Raw genomic sequence first — 21,595 nt, 5'->3', positions numbered from 1 at the left:
CCAAATGGCTGTTTTTTTATTATGCTTCTTTAGATTTGGTAGTTACAATAGGAGCGAGGCAATTTTCAGGGATATTGAAAGCATCAACCAACGGAACAGCATCTCTTCTTATTTCCCAACACAACTGGCTAAACAGTTTACGCAGAGCCTTTGTTTTACTTCCTTCCATATAACTCTGTTCCAAGTACCATGACTTATTTTCAAGTAACTTGTTTACAGCAAAAAGATTGTATAATCTTGTAAGTACCTCTTTTAAAGACTCGTCAGCTTTTTCTAACTGCTCCTGAAACTGTTCTAAAAACACCCTGTCAAGATAAGCGTAAGCTATCTGTAACATGTGTGGATGCATTATATTGGCAGCATCAAATGTATCCAGACCATCATCTACCAGCTTCTTAAACCTTCTGGCAGCTGAGCCAACAAGTTCTTTTTCTCTATACCTGAAAGCATGTAAATGGAACTCTGGATCTTTTAAGTGTTTTTCATCCGTATTTCTTGTAGCGAAAGGATTTTTCTCTGTAACAGCTGTTTTTGCCTGATCCAATACATAACTGAAAATTGTGGCAATATTCATTTCACCAAACTGTTTGCGGAATTCTCCTAAACGGTTTTTAGCCACTAACTGCATCAAAACAGTATTATCTCCTTCAAAAGTGGTATAAATCTCTGTGTCGTTTTTTAAATCATCCAAACGGTTTTCAGAAAGATATCCTTTACCGCCACAGGCTTCACGGCATTCCTGAAGTGTATCACGTGTGTTCCATGAAGAGTATGATTTCATTCCGGCAGCAAGAGCCTCAATTTCCTGCATATCATCTTCAGTTCGTTTTAAAAAACGCTGTGTTAAGTATTGTAATCCAAAATGCATAGCGTAAGCATTAGCCAAATAAGGCATTAATCGCTGCTGATGCATCCTGTAATTCAGTATTGGTACTTCAAATCCGCCATCGGGACCAAACTGCCTTCTGTTATCACCATATTTTATCGCAATAGCTAATCCTGTTTTTGCTGCTGCTAATGCTGAACGCGGTATGCCTATACGGCCACCTACAAGTGTTCCCAGCATAGTAAAGAACCTACGGTTGTCACTAGGAATAGAAGTTACAAATTCGCCTTTCTCATTTACCTGTGCAAATCGGTCAAGCATATTATCATAAGGAACTTCTACATTGTAAAAATAAATAATCCCATTATCCACTCCGTTAAGTCCCATCTTATGACCGCAATCTTTAATACGCACACCATTCAATACATTTCTTTCCTTGTCTCTAATAGGAACTATAAAAGCATTTACACCATAATCATGTCCATCTATTATGAGCTTAGCAAAAACAGTAACCATTTCACCATGTACGGCAGCGTTACCAATATATTCTTTACGGTCATACTCGGTAGGGGTAGTGATAATAAAAGACCTGTTTTTATGATTATAAGTTGCCGTGGTTTGTATACCTTTTACATTAGAGCCATGATGAGTTTCTGTCATAGCAAAACCTCCGGGTATTTCCAGATTACCAATATCATCAAGATATTTTTTAAAGTGTTTTTCAGTTCCCAGAAACATAACACTCATTCCCCATAAACCAAACTGAACACCAAATTTTATAACAAGGCTTAAATCATGATAACTCAGGGTTTCCATAATGGTAAAATAACCTTCTATATCACCTGAACCTCCATGTTCTTTAGGGTAAGCATAAGAACCAAAACCTTCTTTAGCCAGTATTTTGCACCATTCCAAAACTTTTTCCCTGTAAACAGTAATATCTGTAGAAGTTTCAAAAGCGAATTCTGGGCTATTAATGATTTCTTTAATTCTATTTATAATAGGAGCCTGATTTCCATCAAGCAAAGCAGTCATTTTTTGTGTACTGAAGCTCTCTACTGTTTCATGCTTATTGGTAATGGTATCACGTGTTTCACACAGGCCTGAAATCACTTCCTGGCTCATAATACCTAAATCCGATTCAAGCTGAGCAAAAGAACTTTCAAACTTCTGTATATCCTCTTTAGTATAAACCTGTCTGTCGGCATTGGCAATTAAAAAACCAAGTTGGGTTAAACTACCCGGCTTCTTATTGTTTTTTAACGCACGGTTTATGAGGTCTTTCCAATGAAAAAGTTCAGACCGTCCGGGAGGGGTATTTAAATCTATCTTTGATTTAAGAAACTCTTTTTCGGCTTTAGTAAAGCTATCCTGATTATTTATAAAGTTATTGAGTGCCTTAAATTCGTCTTTGGTTAAAATATCATCCTGCCAAGCTAAATAGATAACAGGTAGGAGTATTGAAAGCTTGGGGTCATTTAAAAAAGTAATATTCATCTTATTTCGATTAATCCTTAAAAATAGGCATTTTCCTATGCTTTATCTTTAAAATAGTGTTAATTATAGCCTCAATTAAGTAGTTAAACACGATATTATAATTACTTCTAAACAAGTAGATTATGTTAAAGTTTTCTATGTAACATTTTGTGAATGACCTGCTTAAAGTTAAAGTTTCTAAATTGGTGATTATTTAATACACTTTTAGATAAAAATTACGAAATAAGTTAATAACTTAGGAGTACATAAAAACAAACATTTAATACCGTTAAATTATAAATTGCCATGGAACGCATAATTACAACACAGTCGGGAGGGGTGGATGCCATGAGAACAGTTTCTTATGAAAAAGCTGCTGCACAACAGGAAAAAGAAGCTCAAAAGAATGAAGTACTATCTTGTAATCAGTTACTGAAAAACTTGCTTAAAACCAATTTGAGACTTTTAAAAATTAATGATATAAGTACATTTTTACTTTTTTAAACAAAAAAATGATGCTATGGATGAGAAAATGAAAAGAAATAATGAAGAAGAAAAATCTAAATCACCAAAGCAAAAAAACGAAACGGCTAAATTAGATAATCCCAATAAATATCTGGCCATGGAACAGCCAAGTGTAAGCTATACCAAGGAGGATAATCATACGGCCAACTCTGACAGGGTTGACCCAAATGATTATAACGGTAAAGACGAATGGGATGAAGAAGGCGGTAATAGCCGAAATTCCGATGCTTTTAACCAGGATGACATCATTCTTAATGATAACCTTGATTTAGACGAAGATCAAAACAAATCAATATCAAGTGACGATGATGATTTTGAGGAATCAAATGAGCGTTACACTAACTAATAATCCAAGTAATCCTTTATACTTATCCCTGATATTTTAAAAAATGTCGGGGATTTTTTCATATTATACCAATGACAGGAAACTCTAAAATAGCCATTTACGGAGCTTTGGCAGCCAATTTAGCCATTGCGGCAGTAAAATTTATAGCTGCCTCTGTAACAGGAAGTTCAGCTATGATATCGGAAGGTATCCATAGTACAGTTGACAGCGGCAATTCACTACTTCTTTTATTAGGAATGAAACGAAGCCAAAAACCAGCCGACAGGACCCACCCGTTTGGTCATGGTAAGGAAATTTATTTCTGGTCATTAATTGTAGCAATCCTTGTGTTCTCACTAGGTGGGGGTATGTCTGTTTATGAAGGAATAACCCATTTACAGCACCCTGTAGAACTTAAAGATCCGTTTTGGAATTACATTGTACTTTTTTCGTCTATTATTTTTGAAGGAGCTTCACTTCTTTACGCTATAAGACAGTTTAACAAGAGTAGAGGAAAGCTCGGCTTTTGGAAAGAAGTAAGCCTTAGTAAAGATCCGGCGCTATTCGCTGTTATTTATGAGGAAAGTGCCGCTATTGCAGGATTGTTAATAGCATTGGCAGGAGTATTTTTAGGACACTATCTTAACAATCCATTATATGATGCCTTGGCATCAATGCTTATTGGGCTGGTACTGATAATAGTTGCCATAATAATGGTTAAGGAAAGTAAGGGTCTTTTAGTAGGGGAAAGTGCTGACAGTGAAATAGTAAAAGGCATTTACAAACTCGTAGAAAATGATAATCGTGTAAAAACACTTTATTTCCCTTTAACCATGCATTTAGCACCAGACGAAATTTTACTTGCTCTTGATGTTGAATTTCAAAGTGATATGACAGTTGAAAATCTTTTCAGCACCATTAAACAACTGGAAGACGAAATAAAAAAGAAATTCCCTACAGTAAAAAAGATATATATAGAAGCTAAAAACTTTGGAGGTCAGGAACGTCCATGGATGATAGAAAGTACGGATTAAACTTATCGATCATAATACTCTTCAGGATTTATTGAAAGTTGTCTGGCATTGTTATGAGGGTTTTTCAAAAAATCCTGCATTCTTAATTCACTCTCTTTACACGCTTCTATTATAGATATATTTTTGCATACAAAATCCTTAAGCGTTTCATTAGGAATGCTGTGATGATGCTTTCTAAACATGCTGAAATTGAAAATTAAAGAATCTATTGTATGAATAAATCCATAAAATGACCACCACCCTAAAAGAAAAGTTTTAATAGAAGCATTACGCACTTGTTTATTCAGGCAATGAGGACAAGCGATTTTAAATTTAACCCTATATACACAGCCAAGTAAAAAACTTATTACATATTTATAATTAGTAGCATTTAAATTTGTGCTTCTTTTATAACAAGAAGGACAACGCTGTTTCTGAATTATTTTACAATAATTAATGATTTCTAATTCTGTAGGTCTTAATAATTTTCTATCTAAAAAATCTAAAAGTTCCTCGGGAAGTTTTCTGTTTATAATTTCCTGCTTAAGTACAGGAATTACTTCAGGCCTTAAAGCCCTTGCCTCAAACTTTGCAATATCTTTTATTTTAGTGTCACTCAGTGACCTGTAATGATTTTTTATTATTTCTAAATCCATATAAGTACTTAAGATAGGTTTCAAAAATACTTTAAATATACATAGGGTAAGTACATCTGTTTGTTTCTTTTCTATAGCATATAGTATATGTATATTTTGAACATAAACTTATGGTTAAAACCAATAGTTATATAAATAAAACCTTTTGAAAATCAAGAAATAAGATTGACTTTATATGTAATTTTGCACTACAAATTAACAATAAAAGCAAAATAAATTTAGCGAAAACCTTTTAGGTTAAATAATACTTCTGCTATTTGTTAAAAGGATATAAATTTTAAATTTGTTTAAGTAAAAACTTACTATATGAAGTTCCACACAAGAAAATGGGTTAAGCCCGAAGATTTAAATGCTAACGGTACATTGTTTGGTGGGAAGCTATTGGCATGGATTGATGAGGAAGCTGCTTTATATTCTATAATTCAGCTTGAGAATCAACGTGTAGTTACCAAACACATGTCTGAAATCAACTTTATGAGCTCAGCACAGCAGGGCGATATCGTGGAAATAGGTATTGATGTGGTTCGTTTTGGCACTACTTCTTTAGTATTAAAATGTGAGGTACGTAATAAAATGACTCATGAAAAAATTATCACGGTAGATAACATCACTATGGTAAACCTTGATAGTTTTGGTAAACCTGCTCCACACGGAAAGACTAAAATAGAGTATGTAAAAGATCGTATAGCGGCCAACAACCGTTAATTATCAGGCTCTACAAAGGCTGCTTTATTGTTGTTTGACGGAAGTTCAAATATTTCAAGTCCAAAATAAGGTACAGCAGCTATTATGTGGTCAAATATATCGGCCATTATATATTCATAATTAACCCAACGCTTATCGGATGTAAAAGCATAAATCTCAATAGGTATACCTTTTTCAGTTGGCTGTAGGTGCCTGCACATCATGGTCATCTCCTTATTAATCGCCGGATGATTTTCTATATACTGATTTATATATTTCCTAAACAATCCTAAATTAGTAAGGTTACGTCCGTTAATAGATATGCTCTTATCTGCGGCATTAAGGCTGTTAAACTTATCAATATCAGCCTGGCGATGGTCTATATAAGACTGCAACATTTGTATCTTCCTGAATTTTTCAATCTCATCTCCGGTAACAAAACGAACACTGTTTGCTTTAATAAGTATGTGTCTTTTAATTCTTCGTCCACCGGAGTTAACCATACCTCTCCAGTTTTTAAAAGAATCGGAAATCAAGCTATAAGTAGGCAGGGTAGTAGTAGTATTATCAAAGTTCCTAACTTTAACTGTAGCAAGATTAATCTCAATAACATCACCATCAGCACCATATTTTTCTATGGTTATCCAGTCGCCAATGCGCACCATGTCATTAACACTAACCTGAATACTGGCTACGAAACCAAGTATAGTATCCCTGAATATCAATAATATAATAGCTGAAATTGCCCCTAAAGCCCCTAATAGCGCACCTATTTCAAGTCCAAAAAGCATTAGTATTACAGAGATTATGGCAAACATCCATAAGATGATCATCATAACCTGTATATAGCTATCTATAGGCTTGTCACTATAAGTAGGCTTTGTCTTTAAATAGTCTTTTACAGAGTGCAGTATGCTCCTTATAATCCAAAGAAAAAGAAGGATGATAAACGTTTTCATCCCTTTTTCAAAAACAGCTTCCCAATATTTAAAGTTTTTAAGAACTACAGGAAGCGTTTGGTAAATAAATAGGGTAGGTACTAAATGGGCAACATATTTGGTAGCCCTGTTTTCAACTAAAAAGTCGTCAAAAGCAGTTTTTGTCCTTTTAGCCAAAACACTAAAAGCAGCAACCAGTATTTTTTTAGAAATAAAATCAAGGATAAGTGCTACCAGTACAATGACCACAATATTAACCATAAGGTTGCCGTATGTAGCTGTCGTTCTGCTAAAATCTAATTCTCTTAATATTTTATATGCCCAGTTAAATGCGTCCATTTATGAGTTTGAAGATGCTTTAAAATATTTGTTTTCAATATAAAAAGTCCCAAAAGGAATTACTGATGCTACACAAACAATCAGCAACTTTTTTACAGGCCACTTTTCTTCACTAAAAAGTATAAATGCCAAAACAATATAAGCAATAAAAAGCATACCGTGAGCCATACCGACATAGCGTACCATTTCCGGCATGTCTAAAATATATTTCATTGGCATAGCAACAAAAAGTAGTACTAAAAGCGAAAGCCCCTCTAAAGTAGCTATTATCTTAAAAAACTTTACCATAATTTTAATTTTGGGCAAAGGTACTAATTAAGAACAATTCTAAAAACCCCGAAAAAGTTAATTGTACAAATAAAAAAAGCTGTTTGTTTCCAAACAGCCCTAATTATATAACTAATGATGTAAATTATTTTAAAACTCCTGGAAAGCTTTATTGTATTCTTTTAAATCTAAAAGATTGTTCTTCTTGCTTAAATCACTAAACAATGATAAAAGGTACTCTAAGCTTTCAATATTGTTTTCAGTACTTTTATTCTCTTCAGTAATAAGTTCTGTTTCTTCGTCTACAGGCTCATCATCCGGAATTGGGATTAAGAAAGCTCCATTTTCTTCCAGGTGTTCATAGGTTAAGCGTATAGCTTTTACTAATACCGGGTTTTGTTCTTCAAGCGCATATTCGCGCAGTCTTTTCAGGTCGGCAATCATTGTTTCAGCAACAAAACCATTTTTAAACAGATCAACCTGTATTTTTTTGATCAGTTTTTGTGCACTCGGATTTTCCACAGTTTATAGCGATTTAGTTTTGAACTTATTTAAGGACTGCAAAAATACTACTTTATCTAATTTTTCCATATCTTTTTTTTAAATAATTGCCTTAGCCATTTTTAAACCTTATTTTTGAGCTATATAAAGCGTTTTATGAGCAAAAGAGACCTTAAAAAATACCTTTCCGGACTAACTAAAGATCAACTTGAAGAGCAATTCATCGAAATGTACGACAAATTTAGTGAAGTAAAAACTTACTATAATTTTGTTTTTAACCCCAAAGAAGATAAGCTGGAACAGGAGGCAAAAGTGAAAATCTCTAACGAATATTTCCCTGTAAAGAGTAAGAAAGCAAAAATGCGAAGGTCGGTAGCGCAAAAATACATCAAGCATTTTATAGCTCTTGGTGCCGACCCTTACATGATAGCCGATATAATGCTGTTTAATATTGAAATAGCACAAAGCTATTCGGCAGAAAGACAAATAGGATATTCCTCTTTTTATAAAAGCATGCTTAATTCCTTTAAACAGGTTACTGATTTTGTTATCGCTAACGGTATGGCTCAGGATTTTAAAAAGAGATTAAAGTCCATTCATGACGAAGCTTTTGTACAGCATTGGGAGAACCGAAAGGAATTCGAAAGAATTTATGATAATTTTGAATAGCCTACATGAACAGATTCGTCTGTATATCTGCCACATGATAACCTGACTTAAGCTTACCAACTCTAAACAGGTTTACTTTTTCATGTGCCAGTCGGGTAGGTTCAGGTATCCTGTGTTTAAGCACACAATGCTTCATAACATCTATAGAATCTTCAACTGTTATTTTATGTCCCGGCGAAATATATACAGGTTTAACACCTGTTTTAGTACGAAGTGCATAGCCTAACAGTTCACCTGAGTTATAAATCCCTCTGGCATTAAACTTTTCCAAACCAAGCGGATCATACTTACCAAACAACATATTTTTAGCACAACCAATGGTAGGTACATCTGCCAAAACTCCAAAATGAGAAGCAATACCCATTCTTCGGGGATGTGTAATTCCCTGTCCGTCTAAAACAAGTAAATCCGGTTTAACAGGTAATTGATTCCAGGCCAGCATTAAAGCAGGCACTTCCCTAAATCCCAAATATTGTGGTACATATGGAAATGATGTTTTAGCAATTACAAGCGAATACGACTGTAAAACCATTTGAGGATAGCTTAAAACAACAATACCAGCATATACTATATCTGTATCTTTATTATGTGAAATATCGCCACCTGCTATAGTAGTAAGATTTTTGTTGTATGTTTGCAGTACCAACTTATACCTAAGTTCATTTTGAAGTGCAGTAGCTTCTGCAATGGAAATGTTGTTATAATTTAGCATAAAACCACTTTAAAATTAGCTAAAAATACGAATTAATAATCCCCATTAAAGTCTTGGTAATGCTAATGTTTCCCTAAAATTAGGTATGGTGAAAGATTATGATTTTTTAAACAGAAATATGGACCCCAATCCATTATTTTTGGTATTTATCGAACCGTATGGAAAGAGAATTAAAGGAAGAAGACAGGAAAGAGCTGTACCAATATCAAAAAGAGGATATAGATGCTATTTTTGACACGTTTGAAGGTAAGCCTGACAACTATCATTTGCTCTACCAGCTCCCTACCGGAGGTGGTAAGACTGTTATTTTCTCAGAAATAGCACGCCGCTATACAGAAAAATATAAACATAAGGTACTGGTTTTAACCCATAGAATTGAGCTTAGTAAGCAAACCTCGCAAATGCTTAAAGGATTTGGAGTTAAAAACGCCATTATAGACAGTAATGTAAAGGAACTTCCTGAAGACAATGACTACACCTGTTATGTAGCAATGGTAGAAACCCTTAATAATAGGCTAAAGGACAAGAAGTTTCATATGAATGACGTGGGGCTTGTAATAGTGGATGAAGCGCATTACAATTCCTTTAGAAAACTGTTTTCATTTTTCAAAAACTCACTGTTTTTAGGCGTTACGGCAACTCCGTTGAGTTCAAACATCGATTTGCCGATGTATGAAACTTATGACGAACTTATAGTAGGGGAGCCTATCCAATCACTTATAAAGAAAGGATACCTGGCCAATGCTGCCATGTACGATTATGATGTTGAGCTTACTTCCCTGAAACTGGGTATTAACGGAGATTATACTGTTGCATCTTCAGATGAGCTATATTCACGTGCCAATATGCAGGATTTACTACTACAGGCTTATATCTATAGGGCAAGAGGAAAAAAAACGCTTATATTCAATAACGGTATTTATACCTCGCTATATGTTTATGAAACATTTAAAGCGGCAGGTTTGCCTATAAAACATCTTGATAACAGAACTCCTGAAATGGAGCGTAAGAAAATATTAAGTTGGTTTAAAAACACTCCCGATGCTATATTAACATCGGTGTCAATCCTGACAACCGGTTTTGATGAGCCAACTGTTGAAACAATTATCCTTAACAGGGCAACTCGTTCGCTAACACTTTATTTCCAGATGATTGGGCGCGGTTCAAGAAAGTTGCCTAATAAAGATATTTTTACGGTAATAGACCTTGGTAATAATGCCCAGCGCTTTGGTTTATGGAGCGACCCGATAGACTGGCAATATATTTTCCGTAATCCGGAAGCCTTTTTAGACAGTATCCGTTCTGATGCTGATATTGAAAGCTACCATGTTTACAACATGCCGGAGGAAATTCGTGAGCAGTTTGCCAATTCAGACGATATAAACTTTGATGTGGAAGACGAGTTTAAAGTAGCTGCAGAGTTAAAAATGAAGCCAAAATCAGTAATAGATAAATCGATACTGCAACATGCACAAATGTGCATTGACAATAGTGATACATTACCTGAGGCGAAAAAACTTGCGAAGCTACTTGACGCAGATATTGAATATAGAGTAAAAGAATACTCAAAACTGTTAACCAGAACCACTAAGAACTACAGGGAATGGTTGATGGAAGACTATAAAACACGCTTAAGTGCTATGATAGGTAAATTATACCGAAAGTATGTTATGGGCGAATAGCTAAAATAAAGACAGCTGACCTGAAGAAGGACTATCTTTTTTAGGTGGCTGTGCTTTTCCAAATACGGTCCTTCCTCCGTATTTGTATGACTCATCCCTTTCTTTTTGAATAAGGGCATCAAAATTTTCGTTTGGTGTAAAACTCTTTTCCGCATCCATAGAAATCTCAGAAAGCTTTTTAATAGCATGTATTTTATCACTATTGCCAATTTTTGCCCGGTTAATAGCCATTTGTAATGTGTTAATAGTCTCATCAAACACTTTAACAGGTACAGGGAACGGATGTCCGTCTTTACCTCCATGAGCAAAAGAGAACCTGGCCGGATCTTCAAATCGGGTAGGGGTGCCATAAATAACTTCACTTACCAATGCTAATGATTGTAGTGCTCGTGGTCCCATTCCTTTCAGCATAAGAAGGCTTTCAAAATTCTGAGGCCGATTTTCATGAGTTACCCAAAGCATTGCGCCGAGCCTTTTCATGTTAATGTCTTTCATCCTTACATCATGATGATTAGGCATTACTAAGTGATTTACTTCTTTAAGTACTTTATCCGGATTTTCATTAGCGATTTGTAATGATTTTTCTCTTGCTGAAGAAGCACTGTTAGCAGTCAGGTTGAGTATTTCTCCCTGATTTTTTCCATAAATAAAAGTATGAGGCTCGTTTATGAATGACTGCAAGTCTTTTGAATGCCAGTGATATCTTCTTGCCATTCCGTTACTGTTATTCATTCCCTGTTGGATTACACACCAGTCACCTTTATCCGTTACAATGAAATTATGCTGATAAAGTTGAAATCCATCCTGAATAGCTGTATTATCAACCTTTGCAGTTAACTTGCTAAAGTCGGCAAGTTGAGCGCCGTTTAATCCTGTTTTCTCACCTACAAAAAGTAATTCATTGGGAGTTTTCATAGAATGCTTACCCTTACCACCACAAATGTATATCCCTAATTCTTTTGAATGCGGATTAACCGATTTCTTAAGTGCTCCAAGTACAGATGTCGTTATTCCTGATGAGTGCCAATCCATCCCCATGACAGCACCAAAACTTTGAAACCAAAAAGGATCGGCAAGTTTAGTAACTACTTCTTCCGTTGAGAACTCCATTGCAATGGTCTCAACAATAGCAAGCCCGAGCTTTGACATCCTTTCGGATAACCAAAGAGGTACATGTCCGTTATGCAACGGTAAATCTGCTGAGCCTGATCGTTTCATTAATTGTTAAGTGAAGTAAGAACTGTAAAAATACAAAACCGCCGTGTTACATAATGTTAAACACGGCGGTTTGTTATAATGTTGTATCTATTTTACACCAAATCATTAATCTTTGCATATTGCAACAGCATAATTGTTTTAGCGTCTTTAATTTCTCCCGATTCAACCATTTGAAGGGCCTGAATAAACTGAATTTCAAGAACCTCTATATTTTCATGTTCACCTTCAACACCACCACCTTCACTTATTTTCATATCATCTGCATAGGCTCCTGTAAAAAAGTAAATGATTTCCGTTACCGACCCTGGTGACATATAAACTTCCATTATTTTTTTTACTTCTGTAACCTTGTATCCGGTTTCTTCCTGTGTTTCGCGCTTTATGCATTCTTCCGGATCGTTTTCATCCAAAACTCCCGCACAAGCCTCAATCATCATACCGTCCTCATTACCATTAAACCAGGTAGGTATACGTAGTTGCCTGGTTAGTATAACAGTACCCTTGTCTTTATTGTATAGTAGGATAACAGCTCCATTGCCGCGATCATAAACTTCACGCTCCTGTTGTTGCCATGTACCGTCGTTAAGCTTAAAGTCATATTTAACTTTACGTAGTTCTCCCCAATTATCCGATAAAAGGGTAGAAGAGATGATTTTTATATTCTTTTCCTTTTCCATTATACAAAAATAAAATCCCCTCGTTAAAGAGGGGATAAGTATATTCAAATATAACTATATTTTAATATTTTCCGCTTAACAAAGCACCACCCATAGGTACTTTAGTATCTAATCCAAGTTTTTTAAGCATTTCGTATGTTGTACATACTGCTGCCGATGTTACCGGAATGCCCACTTCTTTCTCTATAGCGTCAATCGCCTCAAGCGAAGGCATCTGTACACAGGCCGAAGCAACTATAACATCTACGCCTTCAAGATTAAGTCTTTTATAAATCTCAAGCAGATTTTTGGGATCCTGAGCGGCAACCTCAAGGTTATCCGGAATTTCAAGGGCAACATAATCTACCACTTCAAATCCCTGATGCTCGATATAGTCTACAACCATTTCAGTTAACGGTTTCATATACGGAGTAATTACTGCTACTTTTTTAGCACCTAATACTTTTAATCCGTTTATAAGAGCACCTGCACTCGTAACAACAGGAGCAGGGGCATCATTTTTTACAGTTTCCTCGTAAAGATTAGTTTCCGAAACACAATGGTAACCACGTCCCATACTCATAATAGCAACAAGGCAGGCATAACCCATTACATCTACACGTGCATCAGATAATTCCTGAGCACATTTAAGGCTCTGGGCATCCATCGCTTCTAACTCTTCTTTGGTTACTTTTTTCATTCTCATTCTACTGGAATGAAAGGTAAAACGCTCTGGTGCGATTGTCTCACGAGAACGTAAAAGGGCAGGTATCTCAGTTTCCATAGTTACATTTGAACTCGGAACTATCTGACCTATTCTGTATACTTTATTACTCATTATTTAAAGTTAAACTTTAAGTGTTTATTATAAACTTTCTGAATCTACAATAGTGTTTTTAAGGGTGCCTATACCTTCAACAGTTGCCTCAACAACATCGCCTGGCCACATAAACTCCTGAGGATTTCTTCCGGCGCCTACACCTGCAGGTGTTCCGGTAGCAATAATATCTCCTGTTTCAAGAGTAAACACTGTACTTAAATCATGTATCAGGTCGTTAATATTGAAAAGCATAAACTTGGTGTTAGAATTTTGCTTTTCAACACCGTTAACCGTTAGTGAAAGGTTTAGGTTGTGGGGATCTGCTATTTCATCTTTGGTAACCAATACAGGCCCCATAGGAGCAAAAGTATCCTGACCTTTAGAAACAATCCATTGTCCGGCACGACGGCAATCTCTTGCACTTATATCGTTTATTACCGTATAACCGTAAACATAATCTAAAGCATTTTCTTTAGCGATGTTTTTACCTCCCTTACCTAAAATAACAGCTAATTCAACTTCATAATCAAGCTGTTGTGTTACTTTTTGATTGTGAATTATATTAGTATTGGTACCTGTTACAGCTGTAGTAGGCTTAGAAAAGATTACGGGTTGCTGCGGAAGCTCTTTAGAAGTATCTAAAGAACGTGCCGATTCTGCAACGTGTTCAGTATAATTAAGGCCAATACCAAATATGTTCTTTCTAGGTTTTGGTATAGGAGCAAGTATTGTAGCGTTTGAAATTGGAACAGAACACTCTAAAAGTTCTTCTTCTGTTGCAGTGTTTACTAATTGTGTAGCCTGCTTAACGCCGTGCTCACCTAAATCAATAAAATCAAGCATATTGTTAGGAAGCGGGCTCTTTTTTAAATGCCCCAGTTTTTCGGCGTCAATTATAATATTACCTTCAATAAAACCAAGGCTTGACGGCGCATGGTTTATTCTGTAAGTTACTAATTTCATTATTATTTATTCGTTTGTATTCTTATTGTTCTATTTTCTGGTGTCCTTCCGGATGTGCTTTTTCCTGATATAATCCAAGTGATTCTATAACAGGCAGGTCATTAAACGAGAACAGGCATGCATCTTCTGTTTCGGAAAGGTTTACGTGTTCGTGATAAACCCACGAAGGTACACAGAAAATATCTCTTTCTTTCCAGTCGAAACGTTTTCCTCCAATTATTGAGTAACCTTTACCTTTAGCACACTGATACACAAAAGAACCTGTGTGTTTATGAGCTTTGGTATGTTCTCCAGGACGCAACATCTGAATAGAAGCACCCATTGTCTGCATTACATGGCCACCGGTTACGGGATTGGTATAATGCATAAGTATTCCGTCAAAAGGCGAGCCTTCCTTAACTTTTGCTGCATCCTGTAAAGCAGGGTAAACCTGTTTCCATGAATATTTAAAAAGGGGAGAGTAGGGCTTATTCCACTCCTGGTCAGCAGGTACTAAACCTGCACCCCCATAAGTTAACGGGGAATAGTTTATAGGTTTTTCTAACGGTTGTTTACCATCAAAAACGGCATAATCATTAGCTTCAAGTGCATTTACTAAAGGAATATCAAGTCCGTCCTGCCAAATGCAGGTCTTGCCGCCTTCTTCAACGCCATGTTCATGCCAAGTACTGTTAGGAGTGATAACAAAATCGTTGACTTCCAGCATTATTTTATTACTGTCTACAACTGTATATCCGCCTTCACCTTCCATGATAAAACGTAAGGCAGAAGCTTTATGCCTGTGAGCCGATGTACTTTCACCAGGCCTTGTAACCTGAATACCCGTATAAAGCCATCCCACAGCTGCACTAACATCCCTGCGTTTATCATTTACAAGATAAACGACACGTCTGCCAGCCTGCTCTGGTGTTACCAGCTCCGATGATTTTAAAACCAGCTCCCTTAAATCCTCATAACGCCAAAGCATCGGAACAGAAGAGGGACGAGGTTCCCAAGGTTCAATATCATTTGCAACGGTCCATAGAGCACCGGCACCAAGTTTGTTCAATTCTGCATAGTAGGCTTCTAATTCTGGAGTGTCCTGTACTCTTGCGCGTCCCAGTACACTGTCATCGTATTTTGTATCCATACTAATAGTATTTTAAGTTGTTTGTTGTTTAATCTTCTTGATTATCAATAAAGGTAATGTTTTTTCGCGGGGTGGTATTTACCTTTAAATCAAATATATCAAAGCGGTTATAGTGACCTAATATGTCATGCATTTGTTTCGGCTGAATACATTTAGACAAATCGATATCAGCATACACAATCCCCTCTTCATCTATAAGCGGTTCACCTATAACAGCTCCGTTTGGCCCTATAACACCTGTGAATGCACTGTTTTTTCTGGTAAGCAGTTCTTCTACATTCGGCACGTCTTCCTTCAGAGCATCCATAATCTCCTTAGATATGGTTGAACAGGACACAATGGTAAACAATTTACCTTCAAATGAGTGTGCCGCAGCCCTTATCTTAATAGCTTCAGCCATATTATAATCAGGCGGCGCTACGGGTAACGAAATATAATTCGCAATATGTATTAATTCTCCCTGAGTAAGCAGTGTAAAACGGGCAAGGGTATTAGTATTCTCACCGCAAGCCAGTGTACCAATAGGGCCAATCTCCGTATTATATACTTTTAGAGATGAACCGTCGCCGCCTGTCCAGGTAAGCTTTTCAGCCCATGTAGGTACAAGTTTCCTGTGTTTACCTATCAGATTCCCTTTGTTATCAATAATAAGATTAGTGTTATATAATTCTCCAAAGCTTTGCCCGCGCTCATTTACACCAATAACCACATGACAATTATGCTCTTTAGCTGCTTCACAAATCCTGTTAACCTCAGGTCCGGGAACGGCAATAGAGTTTTTATATAAAATTTCGTACCATTTACTTCCCTGTACCGGAGTCATAATCCAGTTCCAGTAAGGATAACCAGCTACAAACACTTCAGGAAAAGCAACTAATGATGCTCCGTTTCCTGCAGCTTCGGCAATAATTGAACAGGCTTTGTCTGCTGTGGCTTCTGCATTAAGAAAAACAGGAGCAGCCTGAACGGCAGCAGCTTTAAATTTTGGTAATTCTAACATTGTATTTCGAATTATTAATTCTCTGTTTTATATCTTTCTAACACTATTCTCATAGCATCAGTAAACGGACTAGCCTTAATATCACCTCTGTCATTAAGGAAATCTACCTTTACAAGTGTAACCTCTCCTTCAAGACAGGTTGAACCATCTTCATGTTCAAATTTAAATCCGCATACCATAGATGAACCTCCTATGTTTTTTAACCAAAGGTATTTGGTAAGTTCATCACCCAAACGGGCCGCTTTTTTAAACTGTACTTTTAGATCGACCGTTGGTATACCTCCGGTTTTATGTATGTTTTTAAAAGGTAATTCTAAAGCCTCTTCATAAAAGTCTTCAACAAGGCAGTTAAGCATTTCCAGAAAACGAGGGTAAAAAACTATACCTGCATAATCTACATGCTGAAAACGTACTTTTTCTTTTTTAATAAATGCTCTTTCCATTAAGCCTGTACCGTATTTTTTAATTTAAATCGCTGTATTTTACCCGTTTCGGTTTTAGGTAATACATCAACATATTTTATTTCTCTTGGATATTTGTAAGGGGCAGCAGCTTCCTTGAACCAATCCTGAATAGACTTTGTAAGTTCGTCACAAGCTTTTGACTTGTCTTTTAGTACTATATAAGCGCAAACAAGCATGCCGCGATTTTCATCAGGAAGTCCCACAACAGCACATTCCGAAACGTTTTCATTGGTTAGTAAAACACTTTCCACCTCAATTGCTGAAATGTTATACCCTGATGAGATAATCATATCATCACCACGGGCAACAAACCAAAAATATCCTTCTTTATCCTTTCGGAAAATATCTCCTGTAACATTCCAGCCACCCTGAACATATTCCATTTGTTTTTCAGGGCTGTTAAGGTACTTACAACCTGTAATTCCTCTCACAGCAAGTCGGCCCTCAGTACCATCTTCAATATCATTGCCATCAGCATCAATAATTTTTGCCTCATAGCCGCGAACCGGTAATCCGGTTGCTCCAATACGCATGTTTTCCTCATTGGAGGATATAAAGATATGCAGTATTTCGGTAGAGCCAATACCATCTATGATTTTAAGTCCTGTAGCTTTGTACCAGTCTTCCCAAACCTTTACAGGAAGCGTTTCTCCCGCCGAAACACATTTGCGAAGGGATGAAATATCATAATCCTGAACCTTTTGGGTTAGTACCCTCCAGGCTGTGGGAGCGGTAAAGCAAATAGTTATCTTGTAGTCCTGAATAGCCTGTAAAAGTAACTCAGGAGCCGGTTTTTCAATCAAAAAGGTTGAAGCTCCAAAATAGAACGGGAACAATACCAATCCTCCTAATCCAAAGGTAAAACCAAGTGGCGGACTACCCGTAAAGACATCATCCGGAGTAGGTTGTAATGAATATTTAGGGAAAGCTTCACAAATCAGTAAAATATCTTTGTGATAATGAGATGTCATCTTCGGTCTTCCAGTAGTACCGGATGTGAAACCTATAATAGACAACGAATCTGATTTGGTAGCGTAATTATCAAAGGTTTTTGGCTTATTGGCCATAAGGGTTTCCAATTTAGAAATTCCTTTCCCCGAACCGTCAAAAGTAATAACCTGCTTTAGGAACGGACTCTTTACAGCCATCATTTCCTCTTCAAGCCTGTAATCACATAATGCATGTGATATTTTGGCACTCTCAACCATTACCGTAAGCTCTTTTTCCCTTAAAAGGGGCATAGTGGCTACTACAATACCTCCGGCTTTTAATACTGCAAACCAACAGGCAACATACATAGGGTTATTAGCCGAACGAATAAGTACCCTGTTACCTGGAACAAGGCCTAAATTTTCAGTCAATACATGAGCTATCTGGTTCGCTTTTTCATATAAATCTTTATAGGTCCATTCTGTATCAAAAGTGCGTATGGCAACCTTATTTCCGTTACCTCCGGCAATGTGCCTGTCTAAAAGCCTTTCCACACAGTTTAAATCCTCCGGAAATTCAAAATCAGAATGCCCTGTAAAACACTCGGCATGTAATTCCTGAGAAGGTAAATGATCGTGTGCAAAATTATCTTCGTAATGTTTCATCACTATAATGCTTTATTACTTTTTATGAGTTAAAGGTTTAAGTGCTTTTTTCATTCCTTCCATCATTTTGCGTTCACCAGCCCTGTACGGGTAAAGGTGAGAAGTAGCAAAAGAATAAGGTTTTGGTATCCCCAAGCCGTCTAAATTGTCAGCCTTATGCTGTTCATAAGCCTGTGCATTCCTGACAAAGGAAGGGTCTAACAGTAATGTTTTTCCAAGTGCAACTAAATCGGCACGACCATTAAGTAAAATGGTATTGATCTGGTCTATATCCTGAATATACCCCGCAGTTATTGTTGGTACATTTGCTTCATTTCTAACCATATCAGAGAATGGGGTTTGCCACATTCTTCCCACTGCTGGTTTTTGATTTTCTACTGTTAATCCGGTAGAAACATTTATAATATCAGCCCCGGCTTCTTTAAAGGCTTCGGCTATTTTTACAACATCGTTTTCAGTAATCCCGTTCTCTGCCCAGTCACAAGCAGAAATCCTTACACTCATAGGTTTGTTTGGATTGAACGCAGCCCTCATTTCTCTAAATACCCTTATAGGAAACTTCAGTCTGTTTTCTATGCTTCCGCCAAACTCATCATTACGTATATTAGTTAGAGGAGAAAGGAATGAAGCTAACAGGAATCCGTGATGAGCTTGTAATTCAATCATATCAAATCCTGCTTTATCTGCATTTTGTGCGGCTGTTACAAACTCAGAAGCTATGATATCCATATCTTCCTGTGTCATTTCCTCAGGAGTTTCTATTTTATTGTTAAACGGAATAGGGGAGGCCGACATTAATCCCCATGCATTTTCTAATGGCTCATTATTGCCTTCCCAAGGGAATTTTACAGCTCCTTTTCTGCCTGAGTGGCCTATTTGCATTCCTATTTTAGAAGTACTGTTTAAGTGTATAAAATCAGTAATTCTTTCCCATGCTGCGACTTGTTCTTCAGACCATATTCCCGGACATCCTAGAGTGATCCTGCCTGTAGGGGATACAGCTGTAGCTTCGGTAAGGACTAACCCTATACCGCCAACAGCCCTTGAACCATAGTGCATCAGGTGCCAGTCGTTTACAAGTCCGTCCACGGCAGAATATTGTTCCATGGGACTCATAACAATCCTGTTATCCAACTTCATTTTCCTTAATTGGAAAGATGTAAAAGCGGCAGAAGTTTTAAGGTTCTTATTTTCAGTTCTTGTATTAAATTCTTCCAGAACTTTTTGAGTAAAGGATGAATCCCTTAGTGCAAGATTTTCAAAAGTTACTTTTTTAGCCCTTGTCATTACACTAAAGGCAAACTGCATAAAATCATGCTTAATATGCCTGTCCATATTTTCAAACCATTCAAGAGAAACATTTGCAGCATGTTGAATAACCTCTACACGATTTCTTCTAAGCTTTTCGTAGTTCTCAAAAACAGCTTTTGTGTCTGTTCTGTATTTTATTACCGAATCGGCCAGTGCAATAGCACACTCCATAGCCAGTTTAGTACCCGAACCGATAGAGTAGTGGGCAGTTGCCTTGGCATCTCCTAATAATACTATATTGTCTTTACTCCAGTTTTTATTGGTAACCGCAGGAAATTGTCTCCAGTGTGACCTGTTGGAAATCAACGAATGTCCGTCAAGTTCTTCCTTAAACATTTCTGATAATTTTGCAATAGTGTCCTGCTCATCAGTAACGCTAAAACCTGCTTTTTGCCATGTCTCATCGGTAGTTTCAAATATCCAGGTACTCATACCTTCTTCATACTGATAAGTATGTGCCACAAAAGTTCCGTGTGGTGTTTCCCTAAAGAAATAGGTAAAGGCATCAAGTGGTCTTGTAGAACCTAACCATACAAAACGATTGTTCTGCATCTTGATTTCGGTTCCAAACTCTGTAGCAAATTTATCTCTTATACAGCTGTTAATACCATCGGCTGCCACTATAATATCGGAATCACTAAACTGTGAAACATCATCTACATTAGCTTCAAAATTTAGTTTTAGTCCTTCTTCACGGCATCGTTGCTGTAATAACTGTAAAAGTGTTTTACGGGAACATCCGCAAAAACCATTACCTGTAATGCGTACTTTCTCACCATTTCGGGCTACATCAAGCTCATCCCAATAAGCAAACCTGCTCCTTATTAGATCATACGACTGAGGGTCTCGTGTTAAGAATTCGCTTAAGGTTTCATCTGAGAATACTACCCCAAAGCCAAAGGAATCGTCAGCTTTGTTACGTTCATAAACAGTAATATCACAATCAGGAATAGCTTTCTTAGTTAATATCGAAAAGTATAAACCGCCGGGTCCGCCGCCGATAACTGTTATTTTCATTATTGAGGTCTTTTTATTGAAAAAACTTCTCCCAGTTTAGCATAGTTAGAACCTGCCAGTCTGGCCACAGGTTTATATACTTCAGGATTAATTTTATAATTATCTAATAATACGCTTTCATCAACGTGAAACATTACTACACGTCCTATCATAATGGTAGCCCCTCCATGTTTGTGGTCCTCAAGTGTATAATGATGTACTAGCTCACATTCAAAGTTTATAGGACTTTCCAGTACTCTTGGTGCTTTTACCTTAATACCCGGAGCCTGTGTAACTCCTGCATAATCAAACTCATTAACATTAGGAGGAAGGGAGGCAGAGCTTGTATTTACCGCTTCAACCAGTTCTTCAACGGCCATATTTACTACAAATTGTTTTGTCGCGAGTACATTGTTAAGGGTATCTTTATTAGAGTTTCCGGGCCTTACGGTAGAAAACATTACATGTGGCGGATCTTCGCCCACAACATTAAAAAACGAAAAGGGAGCAAGATTCGGTACTCCGTCTTCACTTATTGTGGATATCCATCCTATAGGTCGTGGAATAACCGATCCGGTAAGGATTTTATAAACGTCACTTTGGCTTGTATGTGCCGGGTCAATTATCATATCGGTATTAATATATATTGCAAATAAAAGAAAAAAATATTATCATTTTTTACATATTTATGTTATAAAGACATAGTTTAAAAAAGAATTATTTAAATTTCTTTTCATTATTGGTTGTTATTTTACTGATCAACAGCAAATTTAAAATTTAAATAAATTTCAAAAAAATATATTTAAAATTATGTACTAAATAAAAAAATC

22 protein-coding genes are annotated in these 21,595 nt (G+C 36.6%); 6 read left to right on the top strand and 16 right to left on the bottom strand.

Annotated elements, in window-relative coordinates; genetic code table 11:
- Positions 1-19: 19 nt before the first annotated feature.
- Complete coding sequence (locus tag NU09_RS03415) at positions 20-2,323, bottom strand: acyl-CoA dehydrogenase (protein ID WP_129749854.1); 2,304 nt, start codon at positions 2,321-2,323, stop codon at positions 20-22.
- 285 nt (positions 2,324-2,608) lie between these two features.
- On the opposite strand from NU09_RS03415, the gene NU09_RS03410 reads away from it, so the two are divergent.
- The 3 genes from NU09_RS03410 to NU09_RS03400 all read left to right on the top strand — a co-directional run bounded on the left by NU09_RS03410 (position 2,609) and on the right by NU09_RS03400 (position 4,186).
- Positions 2,609-2,806, top strand: a complete 198-nt coding sequence (locus NU09_RS03410; RefSeq protein WP_129749853.1) for a hypothetical protein — start codon at positions 2,609-2,611, stop codon at positions 2,804-2,806.
- A 16-nt stretch (positions 2,807-2,822) separates the two neighbouring features.
- Positions 2,823-3,173 carry a hypothetical protein gene (locus NU09_RS03405; RefSeq protein WP_129749852.1) on the top strand — a complete coding sequence of 117 codons (351 nt, stop codon included), beginning with the start codon at positions 2,823-2,825 and terminating at the stop codon, positions 3,171-3,173.
- 71 nt (positions 3,174-3,244) lie between these two features.
- Entirely contained in the window at positions 3,245-4,186 is a 942-nt protein-coding gene (locus NU09_RS03400; RefSeq protein ID WP_129749851.1) for a cation diffusion facilitator family transporter, read from the top strand.
- Between the two features lie 2 nt (positions 4,187-4,188).
- Here NU09_RS03400 and NU09_RS03395 read toward each other — a convergent pair whose 3' ends face one another.
- Positions 4,189-4,821, bottom strand: coding sequence for a hypothetical protein (locus NU09_RS03395; protein ID WP_129749850.1), 633 nt, complete (start codon positions 4,819-4,821; stop codon positions 4,189-4,191).
- 306 nt (positions 4,822-5,127) lie between these two features.
- On the opposite strand from NU09_RS03395, the gene NU09_RS03390 reads away from it, so the two are divergent.
- Complete coding sequence (locus NU09_RS03390; RefSeq protein ID WP_129749849.1) at positions 5,128-5,526, top strand: acyl-CoA thioesterase; 399 nt, start codon at positions 5,128-5,130, stop codon at positions 5,524-5,526.
- Here NU09_RS03390 and NU09_RS03385 read toward each other — a convergent pair.
- The 3 genes from NU09_RS03385 to NU09_RS03375 form a co-directional block, all read right to left on the bottom strand.
- Positions 5,523-6,782: a mechanosensitive ion channel family protein gene (locus tag NU09_RS03385; RefSeq protein ID WP_129749848.1), complete on the bottom strand. Its 1,260-nt coding sequence runs from the start codon at positions 6,780-6,782 to the stop codon at positions 5,523-5,525. The two genes, NU09_RS03390 and NU09_RS03385, sit on opposite strands and share 4 nt — an antisense overlap.
- The gene (locus NU09_RS03380) at positions 6,783-7,070 is read right to left on the bottom strand and encodes a DUF3817 domain-containing protein (protein WP_129749847.1); all 288 of its coding nucleotides are present in this window, start codon (positions 7,068-7,070) and stop codon (positions 6,783-6,785) included.
- Positions 7,071-7,199: 129 nt separating this feature from the next.
- On the bottom strand, positions 7,200-7,571 hold the full coding sequence (locus NU09_RS03375; protein WP_129749846.1) for a hypothetical protein: 372 nt from the start codon (positions 7,569-7,571) through the stop codon (positions 7,200-7,202).
- A 135-nt stretch (positions 7,572-7,706) separates the two neighbouring features.
- Here NU09_RS03375 and NU09_RS03370 point away from each other — a divergent pair, with 135 nt between their 5' ends.
- On the top strand, positions 7,707-8,219 hold the full coding sequence (locus NU09_RS03370; RefSeq protein WP_129749845.1) for a DUF6155 family protein: 513 nt from the start codon (positions 7,707-7,709) through the stop codon (positions 8,217-8,219).
- A gap of 1 nt (position 8,220) precedes the next feature.
- Here NU09_RS03370 and nfi read toward each other — a convergent pair whose 3' ends face one another.
- Positions 8,221-8,931, bottom strand: a complete 711-nt coding sequence (nfi, locus tag NU09_RS03365) for a deoxyribonuclease V (protein ID WP_129749844.1) — start codon at positions 8,929-8,931, stop codon at positions 8,221-8,223.
- A gap of 158 nt (positions 8,932-9,089) precedes the next feature.
- Between nfi and NU09_RS03360 the strand changes: the two genes are divergently transcribed.
- On the top strand, positions 9,090-10,613 hold the full coding sequence (locus NU09_RS03360) for a DEAD/DEAH box helicase (RefSeq protein ID WP_129749843.1): 1,524 nt from the start codon (positions 9,090-9,092) through the stop codon (positions 10,611-10,613).
- On the opposite strand, the gene NU09_RS03355 is transcribed toward NU09_RS03360, so the two are convergent.
- The 10 genes from NU09_RS03355 to NU09_RS03310 form a co-directional block, all read right to left on the bottom strand.
- Complete coding sequence (locus NU09_RS03355) at positions 10,614-11,831, bottom strand: DUF763 domain-containing protein (RefSeq protein WP_129749842.1); 1,218 nt, start codon at positions 11,829-11,831, stop codon at positions 10,614-10,616. It lies immediately after the preceding gene.
- A 92-nt stretch (positions 11,832-11,923) separates the two neighbouring features.
- Positions 11,924-12,508: a GDP-mannose pyrophosphatase NudK gene (gene nudK / locus NU09_RS03350; protein ID WP_129749841.1), complete on the bottom strand. Its 585-nt coding sequence runs from the start codon at positions 12,506-12,508 to the stop codon at positions 11,924-11,926.
- A 61-nt stretch (positions 12,509-12,569) separates the two neighbouring features.
- Positions 12,570-13,325, bottom strand: a complete 756-nt coding sequence (locus tag NU09_RS03345) for an Asp/Glu racemase (RefSeq protein WP_129749840.1) — start codon at positions 13,323-13,325, stop codon at positions 12,570-12,572.
- Between the two features lie 27 nt (positions 13,326-13,352).
- Complete coding sequence (locus NU09_RS03340) at positions 13,353-14,270, bottom strand: fumarylacetoacetate hydrolase family protein (protein WP_129749839.1); 918 nt, start codon at positions 14,268-14,270, stop codon at positions 13,353-13,355.
- A 22-nt stretch (positions 14,271-14,292) separates the two neighbouring features.
- Positions 14,293-15,399 carry a cupin domain-containing protein gene (locus NU09_RS03335; protein WP_129749838.1) on the bottom strand — a complete coding sequence of 369 codons (1,107 nt, stop codon included), beginning with the start codon at positions 15,397-15,399 and terminating at the stop codon, positions 14,293-14,295.
- A 28-nt stretch (positions 15,400-15,427) separates the two neighbouring features.
- On the bottom strand, positions 15,428-16,399 hold the full coding sequence (locus NU09_RS03330; RefSeq protein ID WP_129749837.1) for a carbon-nitrogen hydrolase family protein: 972 nt from the start codon (positions 16,397-16,399) through the stop codon (positions 15,428-15,430).
- A 14-nt stretch (positions 16,400-16,413) separates the two neighbouring features.
- Positions 16,414-16,842: an acyl-CoA thioesterase gene (locus NU09_RS03325; protein WP_129749836.1), complete on the bottom strand. Its 429-nt coding sequence runs from the start codon at positions 16,840-16,842 to the stop codon at positions 16,414-16,416.
- Positions 16,842-18,458 (bottom strand): AMP-binding protein, encoded by a 1,617-nt coding sequence (locus NU09_RS03320; protein ID WP_129749835.1) that lies wholly within the window; start codon positions 18,456-18,458, stop codon positions 16,842-16,844. The genes NU09_RS03325 and NU09_RS03320 overlap by 1 nt, the downstream gene beginning before the upstream one ends.
- Before the next feature lie 15 nt (positions 18,459-18,473).
- Positions 18,474-20,786, bottom strand: a complete 2,313-nt coding sequence (locus NU09_RS03315; protein WP_129749834.1) for an FAD-dependent monooxygenase — start codon at positions 20,784-20,786, stop codon at positions 18,474-18,476.
- The gene (locus NU09_RS03310; RefSeq protein ID WP_129749833.1) at positions 20,786-21,394 is read right to left on the bottom strand and encodes a flavin reductase family protein; all 609 of its coding nucleotides are present in this window, start codon (positions 21,392-21,394) and stop codon (positions 20,786-20,788) included. The genes NU09_RS03315 and NU09_RS03310 overlap by 1 nt, the downstream gene beginning before the upstream one ends.
- Between the last annotated feature and the right edge of the window lie 201 nt (positions 21,395-21,595).

The sequence above is a fragment of the Flavobacterium beibuense genome (assembly GCF_004151245.1).
Classification (GTDB): Bacteria; Bacteroidota; Bacteroidia; order Flavobacteriales; family Flavobacteriaceae; genus Flavobacterium; species Flavobacterium beibuense_A.
The sequence above is the reverse complement of the archived record's forward strand: the minus strand, read 5'-3'. Positions and strand labels throughout refer to the sequence as shown.